Below are 20,484 nucleotides of genomic sequence, written 5' to 3'. Positions count from 1 at the left end.
GGCATGCGTGCCAGTCGCCTGCTCTCGCTGCTCCTGCTTCTGCAGACGCGCGGCCGCATGACCGCGCCCGAGCTGGCCGCGGAGCTGGAGGTGTCGATCCGCACCGTCTACCGCGACGTGGAGGCGCTGTCGTCGGCCGGCGTCCCGGTCTACGCCGACCGGGGTCCCGCGGGCGGCTATCAGCTCCTCGACGGCTACCGCACCCGGCTCAACGGGCTGACGTCCGAGGAGGCGTCCTCGCTGTTCCTGGCGGGGCTGCCCGGGCCCGCCGCCGAGCTGGGGCTGGCCGACGTGGCGGCCAACGCGGAGCTGAAGCTGCTGGCCGCGCTGCCGCCGGAGCCGCGCTCGCACGCCTCGCGGATGCGCGAGCGGTTCCTGCTCGACGTGCCCGGCTGGTATCGCTCGGCCGACGACGTGCCGCATCTGAGTGAGGTGGCCGAGGCGGTGTGGGGGCAGCGGCCGCTGCACATGACCTACCGGCGCTGGGGCCGGCAGGTGGTCGATCGGGTGATCCACCCGTACGGGCTGGTGCTGAAGGGCGGTTCCTGGTATCTGGTGGCCGCGCCCGCTCAGGGCGATCCCCGTACGTACCGGGTGTCGCGGGTGCTGACGCTGGAGACGCTGCCCGGCCGGTTCGCCCGGCCGGAGGGGTTCGAGCTGGCCGGGTTCTGGCAGGGGTACGCCAAGGAGTTCCGCGAGCGGATGTACACCGCCGAGGCGGTCATCAGGCTCGCGCCGGACGGGGGCGACCTGCTCGCGTACACGATGGGTGCCGACGTCGTCCGCGCGGCGCTGGCGGCGGCGGGGGAGCCCGACCCTGAGGGCTGGCGGACGATCACCGTGCCGGTGGAGTCGCTGGCGCACGCGCGCTGGCTGCTGCTGCGGATGGGCGCGGGCGTCGAGGTGGTGGGACCGCCGGAGCTGCGGGCGCTGATGTGCGAGGCGGTCGCGGAGCTCAGCAAGATGTACGGATAAATGAGGGGATAACCGGGCGCTGCTCTGTCACGATGCCCGGCATGTATCTTCTCGCATTCGCGGGCGCGTGCGTCCTGATCGCCATGGTGCCCGGAGTGAGCACCGCCATCATCCTGCGCCAGACGCTGCGCGCCGGTCGCGGCTCGGGGCTGGCCGCCACGCTGGGCAACGAGACCGGCATCCTGCTGTGGGGGCTGGCCGCCGCGTTCGGCCTGTCGGCGCTGCTGGTGGCCTCGCAGCTGGCTTACGACATCATGCGCGTGGCGGGCGCCGCGGTGCTGGTCGTGATGGGGGCGCAGGCGCTGTGGCAGGCCCGCAAGGGCGCGCAGGCTCCCGAGGCCGACGTGGTGCCGGGGTGGCGCGGGCCGTACCTGGCGGGGCTCGGGACGTGCCTGGCCAACCCGAAGGCGGCGGTGTTCGCGATGTCGTTCCTGCCGCAGTTCGTCCCGGCCGGGCAGAACGTGCCGGCGACCCTCGCGACGCTGGCCGTCGTGTGGGTGCTGATCGACCTGCTCTGGTACGGGCTGCTCATCTTCATGGTCGCCAAGGCCAAGGCGTGGCTGGGCAGGCCCGTGGTGCGGCGGCGGCTGGAGCAGGTCTCCGGCGTCGTCCTGATCGGGCTCGGCGTCCGGCTCGTGGTCGAGGCCCGATGACCGGCCGGCACACGTTCTGAGGGGGTCGGAGCCCCTGCCGCTGGACTACCTTTAGTGCATGACGAACGACCTGGCGACCCTGATGAGGCAGGCTCAGGACGACGATCCGCTGCTGGCGCTGCACGCCACCACCGCGCTGCGCCGCGAGATCGAGCGCCTGGAGGCGGTCCAGGTGCGGCGCGCCAGGGTGGCGGGGCTGGCCTGGGCGCAGATCGCCGACGCGGTCGGGGTGAGCAAGCAGGCCGTGCACAAGAAGTACGGCCGGCGCTAGCCGCTAGCGTCAGCGGCAGGCCTTGCTGCTCACGGAGCAGAACTTGACCTCGGGATAGCGAGCGGACGGCTTGTCCAGCAGGGGCTGCGTCTTCTGCCGGAGGTGGCGCGCGAAAAAGGCGGCAACGTACGCTCGGGTGATCTGCGTGGAGCGGGCTCCGGTCATGGCAGCCCCGTGGTCGATGCCGAGCTGCTCGGCCAGCAGCGGGACGTCGGTGAAGGACGCGTGCTCCGCGCCGGTCACCACCAGCCAGCGCTTCCACCCGGTCAGGCCTGCCCAGTCACGCTCCCAGCTGCCGTCCTTGCCTTGGGGACTGCCTCCGGGGGTGTGCATCGTCGGCGACCCCAGGAACAGGAACGGCCGCGACAATCCCTGCTTCGGGATCGGGGCGAACGTGGTGCCGTCCATGTTGACTCCCGCGCGGATGCGGGAGTCCTTCACCATGGCCGCGATGCTGCTCGCGCCGCCGACGGACTGGCCGGCCATCCCGATGCGCGACCGGTCGATCAGCGCGGCGCCCTTCCACGTCGGCTTCGAGCCGGTCAGCCGGTCGAGGATGAAGGAGACGTCCGCCGCCCGGCTCCGCACCACTTGCTCCCCGAAGTCGGTGTCTTTGCTGTGCTCGCAGGCGGCGCACGTGGTGATCCGCCCGCCGGGGAAGGCGGTGGCGACGCTCTCGTACGTGTGATCGATGCCGACCACCACGTTCCCCCTGCTCGCCAGGTCCTCGGCCAGGCTGGTGAGCGAGCTGCGCGGGCTGCCGAAGCCCGGGGAGAGCACCACCAGGGGCAGGGCGTGCTTGCCGCCCGCCGGTACGGCGTCGCTGAACGCGTTGGTCTGAATCTTGCTCAGCATGTCAGAAGGGACGCCGGTCAGCCCGGCGTCCTTCACCAGGAGCTCGGACTCCTTCGGTGTCACGTACGGGGCTCGGTGCCCGTCCCGTGGCTTGGCCGCCGGGTACCACAGGGAGACCATCAGCTCCCTTGACGTCGCCCCGGTCACCCAGGGGTCAGGCCGTGAGGCGTCCTTCAGATGAAGGGAGGTGACGCCGACCGTTCGCGAGCCCGTCGGCTCGGGCAGCCGCGGCGCGGCTGTGGAACCGATGGCCGCGGCAGGAAAGACCGGAACCGAGAAGGTGAGCAGCCCGGCGAGGGCGAACGCGCCGCCACGCGCCACCGCGCTCCGCTCGGACGTCCGGCCACGGCGCCACCAAGGTCCTGGCCGCGCGCAGTGCGCCTGCGACCGGACGACGCCGCCGTGTTCGGCGGCGTGTCCACGCGCCGGTCTCGCATGATTCATCAACTTCTGCGCCTTCCTCGATCAGTGCGGTCACCCGCGACGGGACGACGCTAGGGGTGGCCGAGGGGTGTGCGCGTCGTCCGCCGGGCCGAATCTCAGGGCGGGTGTCATCACTGCGATGTACTCCTGATGGACGCCGGTATCTGTCATCGCGGAGGATGCGGGGCGTTTCGCGCAGGCGTGACAATGTGCTGATGACGGTGCTATGGGAGCGGCTGATGTGGCGGCAGTACATGATGGACGTACTGCGTCCGGATGAAACGCGCCTCCGGCCGTCGCGCAGGGCGCTGGCGGGCGACCTGGTGCTCGCGATTCTGCTGACCGCGCTCGCGGTGGTCGCGGTGACCGGCATGCGCGCCAGTGACGGAAGCACCGGTGACGGTAGCGCTGGTGACGGTGGCGTCAGTGCGCGGTCATGGCCCCTGGCGGAGTCGTTGCAACTGCGCCCTTCCCCGCCCGCACGCCCGTCGGCTCCGTCCAGGCCGGGTCCGCGGGCGGCGGACGAGCCCGGCGGGCAGGGCCCGTACCCGCCTCTGATGGTCCTGGCCACGCTGCCGCTGGCCGTGCGGCGCCGGTATCCGCTGGCAGCCTTCTGGATGGTCGTGCTCGCGGCCCTGGTCACCCACGAGAACGCGACGTGGATCACCGTGCTCGCCTGCGCCGTCGCCGCCTATGGCGCGCTCGCCTACAGCCGTCACCGAGTGGCGGCGGCGGGCGGGATCGTGCTGGCGGCCGTGCTGACCGGCGTCATCTTCCAGGACGTCGTCCCCGCACTGCCGCCCTGGGCGGGTCCCGTCGTCGTGCTGTTCGGCGCGGGAGCGCTGGCAGGGTCCGTCCGCTTCTGGCAGGGGCGGCTGAAGGCCGGCCGGGATCGGATCAGCGCGCTGCAGCGGGCCCAGGACGACGCCATGCGCAGGGCCGTCGAGGAGGAACGCGCCAGGATCGCCGCCGAGTTGCACGACATCGTGACCCACAACGTGAGCGTGATGGTGATCCAGGCCGGTGCGGCGCGCAAGGTGATGGATGCGGAACCCGGGGAGTCGAAGCGGGCGCTGCTCGCGATCGAAGCGGGCGGCCGGGCAGCCATGTCCGAGCTCCGTCACGTCATGGGATTGCTGGCTGCCTCTCCCGGCAGGGCGGAGGACGAGTGGCCGTCGCAGGACGAACCCCAACTCGGGCCCGAGCTCGGGCCGGAGGACGGCGCGGGATCGCGGAACTCCTCCGAACCCTTGTCAGGGCGTACATCTTCGCCAGAGCCAGAACCCCGATTCAGGCTGGAACCGCAGCCCGGGCTCAATCAGCTCGACGCGCTGGTCGCCCGGGTCCGGGACGCCGGGATACGGGTCGGCGTCGAGCTGTCGTTGCCGCCTGACCCTTTGCCTGCCGGGGTCGACCTGGCCGCCTACCGCGTCGTCCAGGAGGCTCTGACCAACACGATCAAGCATGCAGCCGGCGCGGACGCGTTCGTCGTCGTCGGCCACCGGGGCGGTCGGCTGGAGATCGAAGTCACCGACGCCGGCGGAACACGGTGCGACCCGTCGCCGGCCGGCGACGGCCGCGGGCTGATCGGGCTGCGCGAGCGGCTGGCCGTCTACGGCGGCACGCTGGACACAGGGCTCAGGCCCGGAGGCGGATACCGGATCATGGCTCGGATACCGTGGTGAGCCCTTTGAGCCGGCCCCTGCGCGTTGCGATCGCCGATGACCAGGCATTGGTGCGCACCGGGTTCCGGATGATCCTGACCGCCGACGGCATCGAGGTGACGGCGGAGGCGGCCGACGGGGCCGAAGCGGTCGAGGCGGTCCGGCACACCAGACCGGATGTCATCCTCATGGACATCAGGATGCCGCGGATGGACGGCATCGAGGCCACCCGCCGCATCCTTGCCGAGGACGCCGGCGGCGGCACGCGCGTCATCATCCTGACCACCTACGATCTCGACCACTACGTCTACACCGCGCTCGCCGCCGGTGCCAGCGGATTCCTGCTCAAGGACGTCACCCCTGAACATCTGGTGGCCGCCGTAACCCTGGTGCGCACCGGCGACGCCCTGCTCGCTCCGACGATCACCCGGCGCCTGGTGGAGCGGTTCGCCCGCCGGGACGACACCAGGCCCCCCATCCTTCACCGTGATCTCTCGGAGCTGACGGCCCGGGAGCTGGAGGTGCTGCGGCTGCTGGCCACTGGGCTGAGCAACACCGAACTCGCCGAGCGGCTGACGGTCAGCCCGACGACGGTGAAGACCCATGTCGCGCGCATCCTGTCCAAGCTCGGTCTCAGGGACCGGATCCAGGCCGTCGTGCTGGCCTACGAGACCGGGCTGATCTCTCCGGGCGGCCCAGAACTCGGCGGGCAGCCGGGACGGCTGTAGCCCGGCCGGGGCTGACTCAGCCTTCGACGCCAAGTGCGATGGAGCGGAATCTGGCGTTTACCACCGTCCGCAGGGGACGACCGGATGAGCTACGCGACCAGCGGGAACTACTCTCCATGACTCGCGCCCGCAGATCGCCCAGCCACTTGGGCACCTCGCCCCAGCGTTCCCGCCAGGCCGCAGTGCGGCAGCGCTGGCTGCAGTACTTGGCATCGGCGCGTTTTTGCAGGCCTGCCCACCACGTCCGCCCGCAAACCGGACAGCGCGATCGCGAACCCGCCGTTCGACTCGATGGCACTCACCGAGATGCAGGCCGACAAGGTGAGCGGCGTGTGGATCGCGGCGAACCCCGATCGCGGCCCATCGTACGTCCTCAACTTCCGAGGAGGCCGCTGGACCAGATCCGCCCTTCCTCGGGGACGCATCGGGCGCATCGTGCCGATACCCGGCACGACCGGATTGTTGATCCTGGCCCAGGAGGCCAAGGACACATTTCTGATCTATGAGCTCAGGTAAGGCTTATCCGTGCAGCCGACATGCGCGCGAGGTGCCAACGAGAAAAGCAGCGCCTACCTCCGTCTCACGCACGGATGGAGACAGTCCGAGTGAGCTGATAGCGGCCTGCGGTGGCCCTCTCAGCCCGCGAGTCACACCAAGCCCGTCAGCTTGAACATCAGGGCAGCCCCCGGCCAACCCACCTTACTCAGCGCACACCCTGGCTGATCACCAAGGTCAAGATCAGCGGCTTAGGAGCAGGCACTAACCCACCAACCCGCGCTGCCGCCGAGCAACCTCTTCCGGTAGGCCGTCAGGAACTGTTCGAACGACGGGGCGCGCACAGGCAGCGGGCCGCCATGGATCTCCCAGGAGAACACCTGTCCGCGAACGCCGTCAGGCTCGGGAGCAAGATCGATGCAGTGCAGATTGCCGCCACTGTCCTGCGCGAACGGGACCCAGCCGGGATGCCACCACCGGTATCGGACAGACCCGTTGTCCGGATCCAGCTCGTGCGGTTCCGCACTGTCGAAGGCGCCTTCGGCGAGAAGATCGGTGAGGCCGCGCCGGCAGCTGAGGATGTCCGGCACCGACATCCCGTCGTACTCGAACACTTCCAGACCGGCAGAGCCGCCGAACAACCGCAGGTACGACCGGAAATCGGCCGGCAACGTTTCACCGACCGCGGCTTCGAGTTCGGCGACCGCGGCCGGGGCCGCCGCACCGCGTCGGCTGCTCAATCTCTCGGCGGCACCGACGTCATGCGCGGCGAGCCAGTCGGCGATGTCGGACACGATCGTGATCAGCCGCACGGTGCAGGCGTCGATCTCGACGGGGCTCGGCACCTCACGGCGCAGGAGTGGCGCGGCCGTGACGGCGTGTGCGGCATGCCATTCGGCGACCTCGGATGCGCCGTCGGTCAGATCGACCGCCCCATGCTTTCGCAGCAGGGCTTCAAGGTCGCGGTGATGACGGGACCCGGCGATGCGCAGCGCGTTGGTCCTGCGGTTCCCGGTCCCCTTCATGGCGAGCACGTCCGCCCCGGCAGCCAGCAGCGCCTCCACGATTTTGATGTCCCCGCCGTGTGCGGCCAGCATCAGCGGCGTCCAGCCGTCCGGGCGGGACACGTTCGGATCGGCTCCGGCGCGCAGCAGGGCGGACACGATCGGCAGGGGCTCGTCACACGTGAGCGCGTGGGTCAGGACCGTCCCGGCAGCCGGATCGTCCGGGTCGTTCGGGTCACCCCGATCGCTGTGGTTGACGTCGGCGCCCGCGCTGATGAGGTACTCGACGAGCTGAAGGCAGCCGTTCATGGCGGCGCTGCTCAACATCGTCGGGCTGCCGGAAACCTGTGCGTCGACCGGCAGGCCCGCGGCGATGAACGGGTGGACCAACTCCACCGAACCGGTGTCGACGGCCCGGAAGACGACCAGATCGACCCAACCGTGGTCGTCGTACTCGGCTGCCGGATCGATACCCTGAGCGAACAGCCGACTCAGCGCATCGGGGTTGTTCTCGTCGATCGCGGCAAGAAGGGCGCGTGTTGGCTGCGGCACCCGCGGACGTTAGCACGCTTGATCGGCTAGCTCCTCCACCGGTCGGCGCCAGCGCTTCCACCGGCCGGCGCTAGTCCTTCCACCGGTCGGCGAACCAGCCCAGGGCGATGTTCCAGGAGTAGCCGCGCCGGATCCGACCGGCCACGTCGGGAGGCAGCGTGCCGAGGCCGCGGTGTTCGAGCAGCACCTCCGTGCCGCCCTCGACCGGGGTGAACGCCACCTCGATCTCCATCCGCCCGGTGTCGTTGATGAGGTCGGCCCACACCAGTCGGTGCGGCGGCTCCCAGGCGAGGACCCGGCCGGTGTCGACGTGGCCGCCGTCCGACCACAGCTCGCGCAGGTAGCCGTCCTCGAACCTGATGCCCACCGCGCGGGCCGGGTCGACCCAGCTGTGGCGGCCGCGCACGTACCAGTCGTCGATCTCGTCGGTGAAGATCCGGAACGCGGTCGCCGGATCGACGGGCACGGTGACGGCGGCCTGGACGGAGTCCTGGTCGCTCATCGGCCGCGCTCCACGTGGTCCTTGAACGAGCCGAGCTGCTCGGCCCAGAACGCCTGCACCTGGTCCAGCCACGCCTGCAGCGCCGTGAACGGCTCCTGGCGCAGGGTGTACAGGCGCAGCCTGGCATCCGCCCCGCCGGCCTCGGCCTGGACGAGCCCGCCTGCCCGCAGCACCCGCAGGTGCCTGCTGAGGGCGGGCGCGCTCATCTGCACGGCCTGAGCCAGCTCGCCGGCCGGGCGCGGGCCGTCGCGCAGCAGGTCGATCACCTTGCGCCGGGTGGGATCGGCGAGGGCGGCCAGCGTGGCGTCCACATGGTTAACGTTGTTGTTAATAGTTGCCTGCTTCCGTTACGCTGTTAATCCTTAACGATAGCGGCAATTATTGCGGAGGCGCGTACATGAGTGTCGAGCTGGGCTACTACACCCTGTCCGTACGGGACCTGGACCGGGCGGCGGCCTTCTACGGGGCGCTGTTCGGCTGGGAGTTCACCCGGGAGCACGACCGCTACCTGCACGTCACGAACACGGCCGTGCCCATGGGGTTCACCTCCGACGAGCCCTCGTCACAGCCGAACCTCTACTACCACGTCACGGACGTCGACGCGGCGGCGGCTCGGGTGGCCGAGCTCGGGGGCAGTGCGGGGGAGCTGTTCGACAGCAAGTCGGGACGCGGCTGCACCTGCACGGACGATCAGGGGACCGTGATCAGCCTGTGGCAGCCCGAGCCCGGCTTCGGCTAGTTGCCAGGCGGTTTCACGCATCTCCGGCGTCACCTTGCCGTCGTCCGCGTTGAAGCGGATCTCCAGGACGAGGTTGCTCACTCGCACCCACAGCGTCATCCGGCTCAAGTCCGTCGCGGCGAAGGCCTCGCCCCCCAGGCCCTTCACGGGTTGGGCCGGCTCGTCGGCCTCCCTCCTATAGTAGGCGAAGATCTCCTCGGCCACGGTGATCCCGCTTCTGTTCCTCCACGCTCGTGCGTGCCGCACCGTGAGCCCGCCGCATCGGGTCGCCGACTGGGGGACGCCCTCCGGCAGCAGGGAGCAGGCGTACGACGCCGCGGCGAAGCGCCCGTCCGACGGGTCGGCGGTGGGCGCGGGCCGGTCCAGGGCCTCGGCGGCCCATTGAGCGGCCTTCCGTGCCTGGTCCGGGTGCTGAGGGTCGAGCTTCGCATGCCAGCCGTAGTTGATGTTGATCACCGCGTTGCTGAGACGGAAGGCCAGGACCGTGGTGTGCGAATGGTCCATGACCAGGATGAACGACTCGTCGCCCACCTTTGCGCTGGTGGGAGTCTCGGGCAGGGCCTCGACCAGCATGCCGGGAAAGACAGAGTCCGGGGGCGGCCAGGGGTCTGTCGGACTGCTGGAGGTGCGCGCGTTCAGCTGACGGACAGTGAAAGGGGGGCGGCCGATCAGGACGCCCCCTTTTATGTGCGTTCAGGTGGGCGAAATCGTATGCCTGCATCGTGATGCTATAGCCTTGGCTGGATGTCCGAAGACCAGCCGGTCAAGCGGCCCGTGCCTACCATGCGTGACATCGCCGCCGCTGCAGCAGTCTCGCAGAGCACCGTGTCCCGTGTTCTCAGCGGCGCGCCCACCACCGTGCCCATCGCGCTGGAGACCCGCCAGCGGGTGCTGCGGATGGCCAGGGAGCTCGGCTACCGCCCCAACCCGCTCGCCCGCGGGCTGCGCGGCGCTTCCACGAACCTCATCGGCGCCGTGGTGCGCGACTTCAGCGACCCCTTCTTCGCGGGGGCGATCGAGGCCCTCGTGGTCGAGTCGATGGCGCACGGCTACAACGTCGTGCTGGGCCACGTGCCGGGCGGGGCGGGCGACGCGGCGGTCTCGCTGACCACCGTGCTGGAGACGCGGCACATCGACGCGGTGGTGCTGCTCGGGGACATGCAGCAGCATCCGCAGCTCCTGGCCGACCTGCGCCACTCGATCGTCCCGGTGATCGCGCTCTGGCCGGGCACGAGCCCGCGCGAGTTCCCGACCGTCGACGCCGACGACCGTGACGGCATCCGGGCCGGGCTGGAGCATCTGGTGGCCCTCGGCCACACGAGGATCGCCTTCGTCAACGCGGAGCTGCCCAACGAATACCGGGCCAGGGAAGACGCCTATCTCGACTTCATGCGTGCCCGGTTCGGCGCCGCGCCGCACGGCTATGTGGAGCGCTGTCCCAGCACCCTGGCCGGCGGCGATGCCGCGCTGCGGCGCCTGGTGGACCGGCCCGACCCGCCCACGGCGGTCTTCGCCTCGACCGACGTGGTCGCCCTGGGCGTGCTGCACGCCGCGCACAGCCTGGGCGTCACGGTGCCCGACCGGCTGTCGGTCGTCGGCTTCGACGACATCCTCATGGCGGCCCACACCGTGCCGGCGCTGACCACCGTACGGATGCCGATAGCGGAGATCGTCGGTTACGCGGTCACGCAGGCGGTCCGGCTCGCGCGCGCACCGGCCGGCCCTCCGGGGCCGGCCCTCGAGATCTTCAAGCCGGCGCTGATCGTACGGGATTCGACCGCCCCTCCGGCCCTGGGGTGAGGCCGGTCAGGACGGGATCCACACGCGCATCGCCTCCGCCCGGCGGTTCGCCCAGGCGAAGTAGGGGATCGCGCCGGCGGTGAGGCCCTCGCCGGACGGCTCCGAGGTCACGTCGACGACCGGGACGTCCACGCCGATCATCGCCGGCTCGATGTCGGGCCGCGGCACCTCCCGGGGCCGGCGGCCGCCGTCCCACGCCAGGTTCTCCAGCTCGGCCGGGGCGTCGGCGGCCTCCAGGCAGTAGACGAGCGGGCCGCGCTCGACGGCGACGCAGCCGCGCATCGCGTCGGCGCGCCGGTCGGGCACGGTGACCCTGATCACCGGTTCGAGATCGAGGACGACGCTGTCGCCCGCGTGCCACCGCCGTGCGTGCCGGACCACGGGGCCGTTGGCCGAGCGGCTCCAGGCCGGCACCCGCAGGGAGAGCATCCACGGCCGGTCCGGCGTCTTCAGCACGCGGACGGTGACGCGGCCGTGCCACGGGTACTCCGTCCGGATCGCGAGGCGGACGTCCCCGACGGTGAGGTCGGCGTCCGCGTACTGGTGGATCTGGACGCCGCCCTCGTCGCCGGTGGCCAGGTAGTGGTGCCAGGAGCTGAGCAGGCGCATGAGATTGGGCGGGCAGCAGGCGCACGGGTACCAGGGCGCGCGCCGGACGTGCCCGGCCGGGTCGGCGGCGCGGTGCGTACGGCGCTGCAGCGGGTTGGTGTAGAAGAACTCCTCGCCGGAGAGCGAGACCCCGGACAGCACGCCGTTGTACATGGCCCGCTCGATCGCGTCGGCGTATTCCGCCTCGCCGGTGGCCAGCAGGAGACGCCAGGCCAGCATCACGCCGGCGATGGCCGCGCACGTCTCGGTGTAGGCACGGTCGGGAGGCAGCTCGTAGGGGTCGCCGAAGGCCTCGTCGCGGTGCCGGCTGCCCGTCCCGCCGGTGAGGTAGGTCCGGCTGCGGGTCAGCTCGCTCCAGCGGCGCCGCACGGCGGCCAGCAGCTCCTCGTCGCCGAGCTCCACGGCGACGTCCACCGCGCCGCAGTCCAGGTAGAGCTGGCGTACGGCGTGCCCGGCGACGGTCGCCGCCTCGCGTACGGGCTCGTGGTCCTGCCAGTACTGGGCCCCGAAGCGCCCCTGGCCGATCAGCCCGTACCCGCGCAGCCCGAGCATCCGCTCGGCGAGCGCGAGATGGCGCTCCGCACCCGTGACCCGGGCGAGCTCCACCAGCGCCATCTCTATCCCCGGATGCCCGTCGAGGCCGGGCCTGCCCTGCGCGCCGAACTCGGCCGCGATATGATCCACGGCGCGCGTGGCGACGGTGAGCAGCCGGTCGTCGCCCAGCCCCCGGTGCCAGGCGACCGCGGCCTGGATCAGGTGCGCCACGCAGTAGAACTCGTGCCCGTACGCCAGGTCGCCGTAGGGGCGGCCGTCCTTCACCACCTGGACGAAGCTGTTGAGATAGCCGTCGGGCCGCTGCGCGGCGGCCACCACCCCGATCGCCTCCTCCGCGGTCGCGCTCAGGGCCGGGTCCGCGCCGCGCGCCAGCTCCCAGCCGGCGGCTTCGAGCCACTTGTAGACGTCGGAGTCGAGAAACGGGAAGGGCGTGCCGCCGTTGTCGTTCTCGGCCTGATACCGCCCCGGCCCGCCGGCGGCCAGCCGGAGGTTGCCCAGCGCTCCGGACTGCTGGAGCCGGCCGAAGCCGTGCGGGATCGTCTTCTCCCGGTTGAGCCGCTGCCGCTGCGCCCAGAACCCGCCGACGATCTTCACCTGGGTGGCTTCGACCGGGCACAGCCGCGATTTCGCCGCCGCGGTCGGCCACACGCTGCCTGCGTTCACTTGATGGCTCCGCTCATCAGACCCGACACGTAGTACCGCTGAAGCAAGAAATAGACGAGGACACACGGGATGATCGAGATGGTGACGCCGGCCTGCAGCATGCCCCAGTCCGTGCCGCCGAGGCTGGTCTCCGTCCGCGACGTGGCCAGGATCAGCGGCAGGGTGAACATGGAGCCGCGGCTCATCATCACCAGCGCGCCGAGGAACTCGTTCCACGAGGTGATGAAGGCGAACAGCGCGGTGGTGACGATCGCGGGCGCGGCCGACGGGATGAAGACCCAGCGCAACGCCTCCCAGGCGGAGGAGCCGTCCATGATGGCCGCTTCCTCCAGCTCCCTCGGCACGGCGCTGAAGCTGTTGCGCAGCACGTACAGGCTGAACGGCAGCTGGATGGCGGTGTGCAGGATCGCGAGGCCGAGCAGCGAGTTGGTCAGGCCGATCTTCGCGAACATCAGGAACATCGGCGTGAGCAGGGCCTGGTATGGGATGATCAGCGCGAGGAGCAGCACCACGAAGATCACCTCCTTGCCCGGGATGGGGAAGCGCGCCAGCGCGTAGGCCGCGGGCACGGTCAGCAGCAGCGTCAGCACGATGGCCAGCAGCGCCGTGCCCAGGCTGTTGGCGAGGTAGACCGGCAGGCCCTGCTGGTAACTCCACAGCCGTGCGTAACTGTCGAAGCTGAGCCCGTGCGGGAGGTAGGTCGGGGGAGAGGCGGCCGCCTCCTCGGTCGGCTTCACCGAGGCGAGCACCGACATCGCCAGCGGCATCAGCATGACGGTGCAGACGGCGAGACAGACCGCCGCCACCAGATACCTGCCGCGTCTCTTCACGGGTGGCTCCGGCGGGTCAGCAGCAGCTGGATCACGGTGAAGACGAGGATCGTGAAGGCCAGGATCATCGACAGGGCGGCGCCGTACCCGAGCTTCAGGTAGGGGAAGGAGTTCAGGTAGATGTAGAAGACCGAGGTCGCCGTCTCGTTGCCCGGCTGACCGGCGGTCATGATGTAGAACTGGTCGAAGGCGAGCAGCGAGCCGATCACGCTGACCAGGGTCACCAGCAGGACGGTGCGCAGGGTCAGCGGCAGGATCACCCGGGTGACCCGCTGCCGGGGGCTCGCCCCGTCGACGAGCGCGGCCTCGACCACCTCCGACGGCACGGCCTGGATCGCGGCGACGAAGAGGATCATCCCGAAGCCGATCACCTTCCAGACCACCGAGGCGATGATCGCGAAGGTGGAGACGCCGGCGTCCACGCCCAGCCACAGCGCGGGCTTCGCGATGATCCCGAGATCGAGCAGGACCCGGTTCACCAGCCCGAAATCGGTGCTGAAGAGCCAGTACCAGAGCAGGCTCGACACCCCGAGACCGATCACGACCGGGACGAAGACCACCGTGCGAGTGAGCCGGCGCAGGCCGGTGTTCCTGGCGGTGAGCAGTGCCAGCAGGTAGCCGCCGACGATGAGGAACGGAGTGATGAGCGCGGTGTAGAGCAGGGTGAAACGGAAGGAGACCCAGAACTGGGTGTCGTCGAAAGCCCGCTCGTAGTTCGCCGCCCCGACGAATCTCGGCGGGGACAGCAGGGACCAGTTGTGCAGCGACATCCAGGCCATCTGCACCAGGGGATAGGCGGTGAAGGCGAGCACGAAGAGCAGAGCCGGTGCCAGGTAGGCGAATCCGACCAGGCGGCCCCGTGGCCCGTGGCGCATGACGGCTCCTCTTGGGGGTGGGGTGTCCACCGGGGAGCCACCCCGGTGGACGCGGCGAGGCTGCCGGGTCTACGACCGGCCGGCGATGGCCTTCATCTCTTTCTTGGCGTCGGCGATGACGGTCCCGAGGTCGTCGTCGCCGTAGTAGGCGCGCTGCAGCATCTTCAGCCACGGCCCCTGCGGCGAGTTGATCTGCTCGAAGAACGTGACCGTGTACGGCGTGCGGCCCACCGTGAGCGCCTTGGCCACGTCGCGGACCAGCGGCTCGGCCTTGAAGTACGGGTTGTCCACCATGTCGGTCCTGGTGGTCAGGTTGAGGGCCTTGGCGTAGACCTCGACCTGCACCTCGTCGGAGAGCAGGAACTTCATCACGTTGACCGCGTCGTTGACCCGCTTGCTCCCCTTGGGCACCACCACCAGGTCGCCGCCGATGAAGGAGGCCGACGAGTTCGGCGTCACGCCGGGCAGCAGGGCGATGCCGAAGTCCATCTTCGGATTCTGCTGGCGCGCCAGCGTGATGTTGAAGTTGCCGGTGCCCATCATGCCGACCTTGCCGGAGCCGAACTGGAGGTGGAACGTCTCGCCGTTCTCCGCGCGGCCGCCTTCGGGGACGTCGCCGGCCTTGACCATGTCGCGGGCGAACTGCAGCACCTGCTCGACGCCGTCGCCGACCAGCGGCTCGCCTCCCGGGCCCGGCGCTTCGATGGTGGCCCCCGAGGCCCACATCAGCGGGCCGACGGTGAAGATGTTGCAGCCGGCGCAGTTGCCGGGCAGGTAGTAGCCCTTGACGCCGCCGCCCAGCGCGGTGATCTTGTCCGCGTACGTGCGCAGCTCGGCCAGGCTCGTGGGCGGCTTGTCCGGGTCCAGCCCGGCCCGGCGGAACAGGTCCTTGTTGTAGAAGAGGGCGGACACGTCCGCGTAAAGGGGCACGCCGAACAGCCGGTTCTCGAAGGTCGCCACCGTCATGTGCCCTTTGCTGGCGGTCTTCAGCTCCGGCCAGTCCTTGGTCTGGTCGGTGATGTCGACCAGTTGCTGTTCCTTCTCGAACTGCGGGGCGTAGATCAGGTCCATGCCCATCAGATCGGGGACGTCGCCCGAGGCGACACCCTGGGCGATCTTCCCCACCATCTCGGTGTGGGGAATGTACGTGAGGTTGATCTTGCAGTCGGGGTTCTTGGCGTTCCAGGCCTCGACCAGCATGTCCACCATCTGCTTGTTGCCGCCTGAGCGCTCCCACATCGTCAGGGCGCCCTTGCTGGCGCATGTCGTCGTCGCGGCCTGCGGTCGGGCGGCCGGCGGGGGTGGCTCCTCCTGGCCGCAGGCGGCGGTTGCGAGCAAGAGCGCCGCCACGGCCGCCCGGACGGGCCATCGGGGATGGGTCCTCATGGGCCAGGCCTCTTCTCTGGGGAGTGGACCGGGGTGCTGAGATGCCTGCTGATGGGAACGTAGCCGAAGATGCATACGATTGCACGCAATCGTTTTCGTCAGGTTTCCGTCGCGACTGCGGCAGCCGTCCGAGGCCGGGAAGGCGCGGTGCCGCATCCGGCGACGGCGATTATCACGGAATGAATACGAATGGGTGCAATCGTATTCACCATCGGTTATGTTGCCCCTAGCAACGGTGCAGGTCAACGCTGGTCCACTCCAGAGGGGGGAGTGCGACGCGCGGCCGTCCGGCCTGTTCGGGGGTCGCAGCTGCATGCACGGCGAACTGTTAACGCAACCGCAAACAATCGCCAGGTGACATATGGCCCGAAGCATCCTGAGGCGCGCCTGGGTATCAGGCGGCCCGCGTTCGGGGGCTCGCAGGACGACGCCGGCTCGATCGGCATGGCGCCCGCCTGCGGGCACGGGTGCTCGAAGCCGATCCGCTACTCAGCGGCGATGACGTAGATCAGCGTATCTGAAGGGAGATCGTCCATGCCCAGCAGCACCCTCGTCAGAAACAGACTCGCCACCGCCGTCAGGGTCGTCCTGGCGGTCGTGGTCGCCCTGGCGCTGAGCCTGCCGGCCGTGTCCCCGGCGCAGGCCCAAGGCGGCGGGCCGAGCATCACCAAGAAGCACTTCGGGACCCTGTCCAACGGCAAGAAGATCGACATCTACACGCTGCGGAACTCGGGCGGGATGCGGGTGAAGATCCTCACCTATGGGGGCATCCTGCAGTCGATCGAGGTTCCCGACAGCGGGGGCGAGCTGGCCAACGTGGCGCTCGGCTTCGACAACCTGTCCAACTATGTCACGAAAAGTCCGTACTTCGGGTGTATCACCGGCCGGTACGCCAACCGTATCGCCAAGGGCCGGTTCGCCCTGGACGGCAGGACGTACCGGCTGGCCACGAACGACGGCCCCAACCACCTGCACGGCGGCGTCAAGGGCTTCGACAAGCGGGTCTGGACGGCACAGCCGTTCAAACGGCGCGACAGCGTGGGGCTCGCGCTGACCTACACCAGCCCGAACGGCGAGGAAGGCTACCCGGGGACGCTGCGCACCAAGGTCGTCTACACGCTGACCGGCGACAACCGGATCAGGATGGACTACCGCGCCACCACCAGCAGGCCCACGATCGTCAACCTCACCAACCACGCGTACTTCAACCTGCGCGGCGAGGGCGACGGCCGGATCCTCGGCCACGAGCTGCAGATCAACGCCTCCCGCTACACGCCCGTCGACAAGACGCTCATCCCCACCGGGAAGATCGCCCGGCTGGGCGGGACGCCGCTGGACTTCCGCGAGCCCACCGCCATCGGTGACCGCATCGGCAGCAAGAACCAGCAGATCACGCGCGGCGGCGGGTACGACCACAACTACGTGCTCGACGCCCGCGGGGTGGCGGCCAGGGTCGTCGAGCCGGACAGCGGGCGCGTGCTCGAGGTCATCACCGACCAGCCGGGCCTGCAGTTCTACTCGGGCAACTTCCTGGACGGCACGCTGCGCGGCACCGGCGGCCACCTCTACCCGAAGCGGTCCGGCTTCGCCCTGGAGTCGCAGCACTTCCCGGACTCGCCCAACCACAGGAACTTCCCGTCGACCGTCCTGCGGCCCGGTGACGTCTACCGGACCACGACGATCTACGCGTTCTCCACGGTGTGACACGTGCGTGCGGAGAACGCCTCCATCCCCCGCCGATCTCATGAGGCAGGATCATGAAAGACATCCATCGGAAGGTCGAGGAGGCCCTCGACACGCTCAACCTGAACCCCGTCGCGCGTCGCCGCCTCCTGACCGGGGCGGGCCTCGTCAGCGCATCGGCCGCCGCGACCGCGCTGCTCAGCGCGTGCACCGGCGACTCGGGCGGGAGCACGCCCGCCGCCTCGGGCGGCACCGCGGCGGCGGCCGGCGCCGGTGACTTCCCGGCCACGCCCAAGTGGAAGTTCGTCTTCGTCTGCCACGTCACCACCAACCCGTTCTTCACCCCCACCCAGTACGGCGCCCAGGACGCGTGCGCGCTGCTCGGCACCGACTTCCAGTGGACCGGGTCGAAGGACTCGATCGTGGCCGAGATGGTCAACGCGACCAACACCGCCATCTCCGCCAAGGCCGACGGGCTGGCGGTGGCGGCCGTGGACAAGGCGGCCTTCAAGGCGCCGGTCGACCGGGCCCTCGACGCGGGCATCCCGGTCGTGACGTACAACGCCGACGGCTCCCGTGAGGACAAGGGGACCAGCCGGCTGGCCTACATCGGGCAGGGGCTCTACGAGTCCGGGTACGCCCTCGGCCAGCGGGCGCTCCAGCAGGTGGACTCCGGCGCCGTGGTGGGGTTCATCGCCACCCCCGGCGCGCTGAACATCCAGCCCAGGATCGACGGCGCCGCGCAGGCGATCAAGGACTCGGGCAAGTCGATCACGTTCGAGTCGGTCGGGACGAACGCCGACATCACCAAAGGGCTGTCGATCATCGACGCGTACGCCCAGGGGCACCCCGGCCTGGCCGGGATGCTCGCCGTCGACGCCGGATCGACGCAGTCGGTCGGGCAGGTCGTCAAGAAGTACAACCTGCGCTCCAAAGGGCTCAAGGTGGCCGGCGGGTTCGACCTGGTGCCCGAGACGCTGACGGCCATCAAGAACGGCGACCTCGACTACACCATCGACCAGCAGCCGTATCTGCAGGGGTTCCTGCCGGTGGTCTACCTCTACCTGTACAAGCTCTCCGGCGGGCTGCTGTTCCCGTCGGAGACCAACACCGGGCTGCTCTTCGTGACCAAGGACAACGTCGGGCCCTACCAGACCACGAAGACCCGCTTCGAAGGCTCGGAGACCGCCCAGAAGGTGGTCGAACGGTCCGGGGCCATCGCCCATGCCTCTTAGCAGGGCCTCGTAGAAGTGCGGCGTGCGTCCCGAATCGGCCCGGGGCGCACGCCGCGCCTCCCGTACAGTCCATGAGGAGGAGGGCGACATGCCCGACATCGGCGATGACGTCCGCGATTCGCCGGCGCCCGCGGACGTGACAGGGCGGCCCGCGCCGAACGGGGCGCGGCGCGGCGCGACCTGGATCCTGCTGCGGGTCAGGGACGAGTTCCTGCGGCGGCGCGAGGCGAGCGTGCTGGTCGTGGCGCTCGCGCTGGGGGCCTACTTCGCCTCCGCCTCCGAGGCGTTCCTGACCCCCGACAACATGGTCAACATCACCCAGGCGGCCGCCCCCAGCGCCATCGTCGCCTGCGGCATCGTGCTCCTGCTGGTCAGCGGTGAGATCGATCTGTCGGTCGGGGTGGTGGCGGCGCTGGCGCCGTTCATGATGCACTACGCGATCGACTACTGGGGGCTGCCGGGGATCCCGGCGATCCTGCTCGCCCTGCTGACCGGCACGGTCATCGGGCTGGGGAACGGGCTCGTCACGGTCCTGCTCAAGGTGCCCTCGTTCATCACCACGCTGGGCACCTTCTACCTGGTGACCGGGATCGTGCTGACCACGTCCGGCGCCTACCCGGCGGAGATCCCCGCGTCGGTGGACAACCAGATCGGGCAGTGGCTGGGGGCGGCCATGTGGGCGCATCTCGGGTGGGCTCTGGTGATCGTGGCGTTCTTCCACGTGCTGTTCACGCGTACGCGATGGGGGTTGCACACGATCGCCGTGGGCGGGAACCTGCTGGGGGCGCAGGAGGCGGGCGTCCGAGCAGGGCGCATCAAGATCGGAAATTTCATGATTGCGGGCACCTTGGGGGCTTTTGCCGGGATCATCGAGGCGTTCCGGGTGCACACGATCGACCCCAACCTCGGCGGCGGCACCGGCCTGATGTTCACCGCGGTCTCCGCCGCGGTCATCGGCGGCACGGCCCTGGCCGGCGGCTCGGGCACGATCATCGGCGGCGCCCTGGGCGCGCTGGTGCTGGCCGAGCTCCAGGACGGCTTCAACCTGATCGGCATCTCCGCCAACCCGTACTTCCTGATCCTCGGCGGCTCCATCCTGCTGGCGATGATCGCCAACGTGTACCTGAGCCGCTTGCGAAGGGCGGGCAAGACGACATGACCTCCCCGGACGCCCCCTCCACCGACGTCCTGCGGGTGGAGCACGTCTCCAAGCGCTTCGGTACGGTGACCGCGCTCCGCGACGTCAACATCCGCCTGGCCAAAGGCGAGGTGCTCGGCCTGATCGGCGACAACGGCGCCGGCAAGTCCACCCTCATGAAGATCATCTGCGGCTTCCACCAGCCCGACACCGGCCGCATCCTGCTCGACGGCGACGAGGTGTCCTTCAGATCCGTCGACCACGCCCGCGCGCTCGGCATCGACACCGTCTACCAGGACCTGGCGCTGATCAACGAGCTGAGCGTCTATCACAACATGTTCCTCAACCGGGAGCCGGTGATCCTCGGCTGCCTGCTGAACAACCGCAAGATGCGCAGCCTGGCCCGCCGGCATCTCGACGACATGGGCGTCCACATCCCCTCCGTGGACGTGGAGGTGGCCAAACTGTCCGGCGGGCAGCGCCAGGCCATCGCCGTCGCCCGATCCGTCTACTCCCGTTCCAAGATCCTCCTGCTGGACGAGCCGCTGGCCGCGATGGGGGCGAAGGAGGGCGTGCAGATCCTCGATCTGGTCCGCGATCTCAAAGCCCGCGGCGAGGTCTCCATAATGATCATCGCGCACAACTACGCCCAGGTCCTGGAGGTCTGCGACCGGGTCAACCTGCTCCAGCACGGCAGCATCACCTTCGACAAGCCGACCGCCCGTACCTCCCTGAAGGAGCTCACCGACCTGGTCGTGGCGGAATACCGCACCGCCCGCGCCGGGCTCCGGCCGGCCGGGGACCCGCCCTGAACGCGCGGGCCGCGTCCGGACCTGCGCCTGGGGGCGT

21 protein-coding genes are annotated in these 20,484 nt (G+C 69.8%); 13 read left to right on the top strand and 8 right to left on the bottom strand.

Annotation, left to right across the window (positions count from 1 at the left end; all coding sequences use genetic code 11):
- Positions 1-3 precede the first annotated feature (3 nt).
- Genes ABEA43_RS41635 through ABEA43_RS41625 form a run of 3 tightly spaced genes read left to right on the top strand, consistent with a single transcriptional unit; the run spans position 4 to position 1,899 of the window.
- Entirely contained in the window at positions 4-975 is a 972-nt protein-coding gene (locus ABEA43_RS41635; RefSeq protein WP_345570945.1) for a helix-turn-helix transcriptional regulator, read from the top strand.
- Positions 976-1,016: 41 nt separating this feature from the next.
- Positions 1,017-1,628 carry a LysE family translocator gene (locus ABEA43_RS41630; protein WP_345570943.1) on the top strand — a complete coding sequence of 204 codons (612 nt, stop codon included), beginning with the start codon at positions 1,017-1,019 and terminating at the stop codon, positions 1,626-1,628.
- 58 nt (positions 1,629-1,686) lie between these two features.
- A complete protein-coding gene (locus ABEA43_RS41625) occupies positions 1,687-1,899 on the top strand; it encodes a hypothetical protein (RefSeq protein WP_138667843.1) in 213 nt (70 codons plus the stop codon).
- A gap of 9 nt (positions 1,900-1,908) precedes the next feature.
- Here ABEA43_RS41625 and ABEA43_RS41620 read toward each other — a convergent pair whose 3' ends face one another.
- Positions 1,909-3,075, bottom strand: a complete 1,167-nt coding sequence (locus ABEA43_RS41620) for an alpha/beta hydrolase family protein (RefSeq protein WP_345570939.1) — start codon at positions 3,073-3,075, stop codon at positions 1,909-1,911.
- Positions 3,076-3,392: 317 nt separating this feature from the next.
- On the opposite strand from ABEA43_RS41620, the gene ABEA43_RS41615 reads away from it, so the two are divergent.
- The 3 genes from ABEA43_RS41615 (at position 3,393) to ABEA43_RS41605 (ending at position 6,085) form a co-directional block, all read left to right on the top strand.
- Positions 3,393-4,862, top strand: coding sequence for a histidine kinase (locus ABEA43_RS41615; RefSeq protein WP_345570937.1), 1,470 nt, complete (start codon positions 3,393-3,395; stop codon positions 4,860-4,862).
- A gap of 5 nt (positions 4,863-4,867) precedes the next feature.
- On the top strand, positions 4,868-5,569 hold the full coding sequence (locus ABEA43_RS41610; protein WP_345570935.1) for a response regulator: 702 nt from the start codon (positions 4,868-4,870) through the stop codon (positions 5,567-5,569).
- Between the two features lie 291 nt (positions 5,570-5,860).
- Entirely contained in the window at positions 5,861-6,085 is a 225-nt protein-coding gene (locus ABEA43_RS41605) for a hypothetical protein (protein ID WP_345570933.1), read from the top strand.
- Between the two features lie 230 nt (positions 6,086-6,315).
- On the opposite strand, the gene ABEA43_RS41600 is transcribed toward ABEA43_RS41605, so the two are convergent.
- The 3 genes from ABEA43_RS41600 to ABEA43_RS41590 all read right to left on the bottom strand — a co-directional run bounded on the left by ABEA43_RS41600 (position 6,316) and on the right by ABEA43_RS41590 (position 8,433).
- Positions 6,316-7,620 (bottom strand): SMI1/KNR4 family protein, encoded by a 1,305-nt coding sequence (locus ABEA43_RS41600; protein WP_345570931.1) that lies wholly within the window; start codon positions 7,618-7,620, stop codon positions 6,316-6,318.
- A gap of 70 nt (positions 7,621-7,690) precedes the next feature.
- Entirely contained in the window at positions 7,691-8,122 is a 432-nt protein-coding gene (locus ABEA43_RS41595) for an SRPBCC domain-containing protein (protein WP_345570929.1), read from the bottom strand.
- Positions 8,119-8,433 (bottom strand): ArsR/SmtB family transcription factor, encoded by a 315-nt coding sequence (locus ABEA43_RS41590; protein WP_345570927.1) that lies wholly within the window; start codon positions 8,431-8,433, stop codon positions 8,119-8,121. The genes ABEA43_RS41595 and ABEA43_RS41590 overlap by 4 nt, the downstream gene beginning before the upstream one ends.
- A gap of 86 nt (positions 8,434-8,519) precedes the next feature.
- Here ABEA43_RS41590 and ABEA43_RS41585 point away from each other — a divergent pair, with 86 nt between their 5' ends.
- The 3 genes from ABEA43_RS41585 (at position 8,520) to ABEA43_RS41575 (ending at position 10,661) form a co-directional block, all read left to right on the top strand.
- Complete coding sequence (locus tag ABEA43_RS41585) at positions 8,520-8,861, top strand: VOC family protein (protein WP_345570925.1); 342 nt, start codon at positions 8,520-8,522, stop codon at positions 8,859-8,861.
- A 205-nt stretch (positions 8,862-9,066) separates the two neighbouring features.
- Positions 9,067-9,246, top strand: a complete 180-nt coding sequence (locus tag ABEA43_RS41580) for a hypothetical protein (RefSeq protein ID WP_345570923.1) — start codon at positions 9,067-9,069, stop codon at positions 9,244-9,246.
- Positions 9,247-9,605: 359 nt separating this feature from the next.
- The gene (locus tag ABEA43_RS41575) at positions 9,606-10,661 is read left to right on the top strand and encodes a LacI family DNA-binding transcriptional regulator (RefSeq protein WP_345570921.1); all 1,056 of its coding nucleotides are present in this window, start codon (positions 9,606-9,608) and stop codon (positions 10,659-10,661) included.
- A gap of 6 nt (positions 10,662-10,667) precedes the next feature.
- Here the strand turns inward: ABEA43_RS41575 and ABEA43_RS41570 are convergent, their stop codons facing one another.
- The 4 genes from ABEA43_RS41570 to ABEA43_RS41555 form a co-directional block, all read right to left on the bottom strand.
- Positions 10,668-12,488: a glycoside hydrolase family 127 protein gene (locus ABEA43_RS41570; RefSeq protein ID WP_345570919.1), complete on the bottom strand. Its 1,821-nt coding sequence runs from the start codon at positions 12,486-12,488 to the stop codon at positions 10,668-10,670.
- Positions 12,485-13,318, bottom strand: coding sequence for a carbohydrate ABC transporter permease (locus ABEA43_RS41565; RefSeq protein WP_345570918.1), 834 nt, complete (start codon positions 13,316-13,318; stop codon positions 12,485-12,487). Before ABEA43_RS41565 ends, ABEA43_RS41570 begins: the two co-directional genes overlap by 4 nt.
- On the bottom strand, positions 13,315-14,193 hold the full coding sequence (locus ABEA43_RS41560) for a carbohydrate ABC transporter permease (RefSeq protein ID WP_345570917.1): 879 nt from the start codon (positions 14,191-14,193) through the stop codon (positions 13,315-13,317). Before ABEA43_RS41560 ends, ABEA43_RS41565 begins: the two co-directional genes overlap by 4 nt.
- Before the next feature lie 69 nt (positions 14,194-14,262).
- Positions 14,263-15,579 carry an ABC transporter substrate-binding protein gene (locus tag ABEA43_RS41555; protein ID WP_345570915.1) on the bottom strand — a complete coding sequence of 439 codons (1,317 nt, stop codon included), beginning with the start codon at positions 15,577-15,579 and terminating at the stop codon, positions 14,263-14,265.
- Positions 15,580-16,113: 534 nt separating this feature from the next.
- On the opposite strand from ABEA43_RS41555, the gene ABEA43_RS41550 reads away from it, so the two are divergent.
- From ABEA43_RS41550 to ABEA43_RS41535, 4 genes are all read left to right on the top strand, one after another.
- On the top strand, positions 16,114-17,283 hold the full coding sequence (locus ABEA43_RS41550; protein ID WP_345570913.1) for an aldose epimerase family protein: 1,170 nt from the start codon (positions 16,114-16,116) through the stop codon (positions 17,281-17,283).
- A 53-nt stretch (positions 17,284-17,336) separates the two neighbouring features.
- Complete coding sequence (locus ABEA43_RS41545; protein WP_345570911.1) at positions 17,337-18,497, top strand: sugar ABC transporter substrate-binding protein; 1,161 nt, start codon at positions 17,337-17,339, stop codon at positions 18,495-18,497.
- Between the two features lie 88 nt (positions 18,498-18,585).
- Positions 18,586-19,656, top strand: a complete 1,071-nt coding sequence (locus ABEA43_RS41540; protein WP_345570909.1) for an ABC transporter permease — start codon at positions 18,586-18,588, stop codon at positions 19,654-19,656.
- A complete protein-coding gene (locus ABEA43_RS41535; RefSeq protein ID WP_345570907.1) occupies positions 19,653-20,447 on the top strand; it encodes an ATP-binding cassette domain-containing protein in 795 nt (264 codons plus the stop codon). The genes ABEA43_RS41540 and ABEA43_RS41535 overlap by 4 nt, the downstream gene beginning before the upstream one ends.
- The last annotated feature ends 37 nt before the right edge of the window (positions 20,448-20,484 follow it).

The sequence above is a fragment of the Nonomuraea rosea genome, from assembly GCF_039539705.1.
Taxonomy (GTDB): domain Bacteria; phylum Actinomycetota; class Actinomycetes; order Streptosporangiales; family Streptosporangiaceae; genus Nonomuraea; species Nonomuraea rosea.
This window is presented reverse-complemented; position numbering and strand designations above follow the sequence as displayed.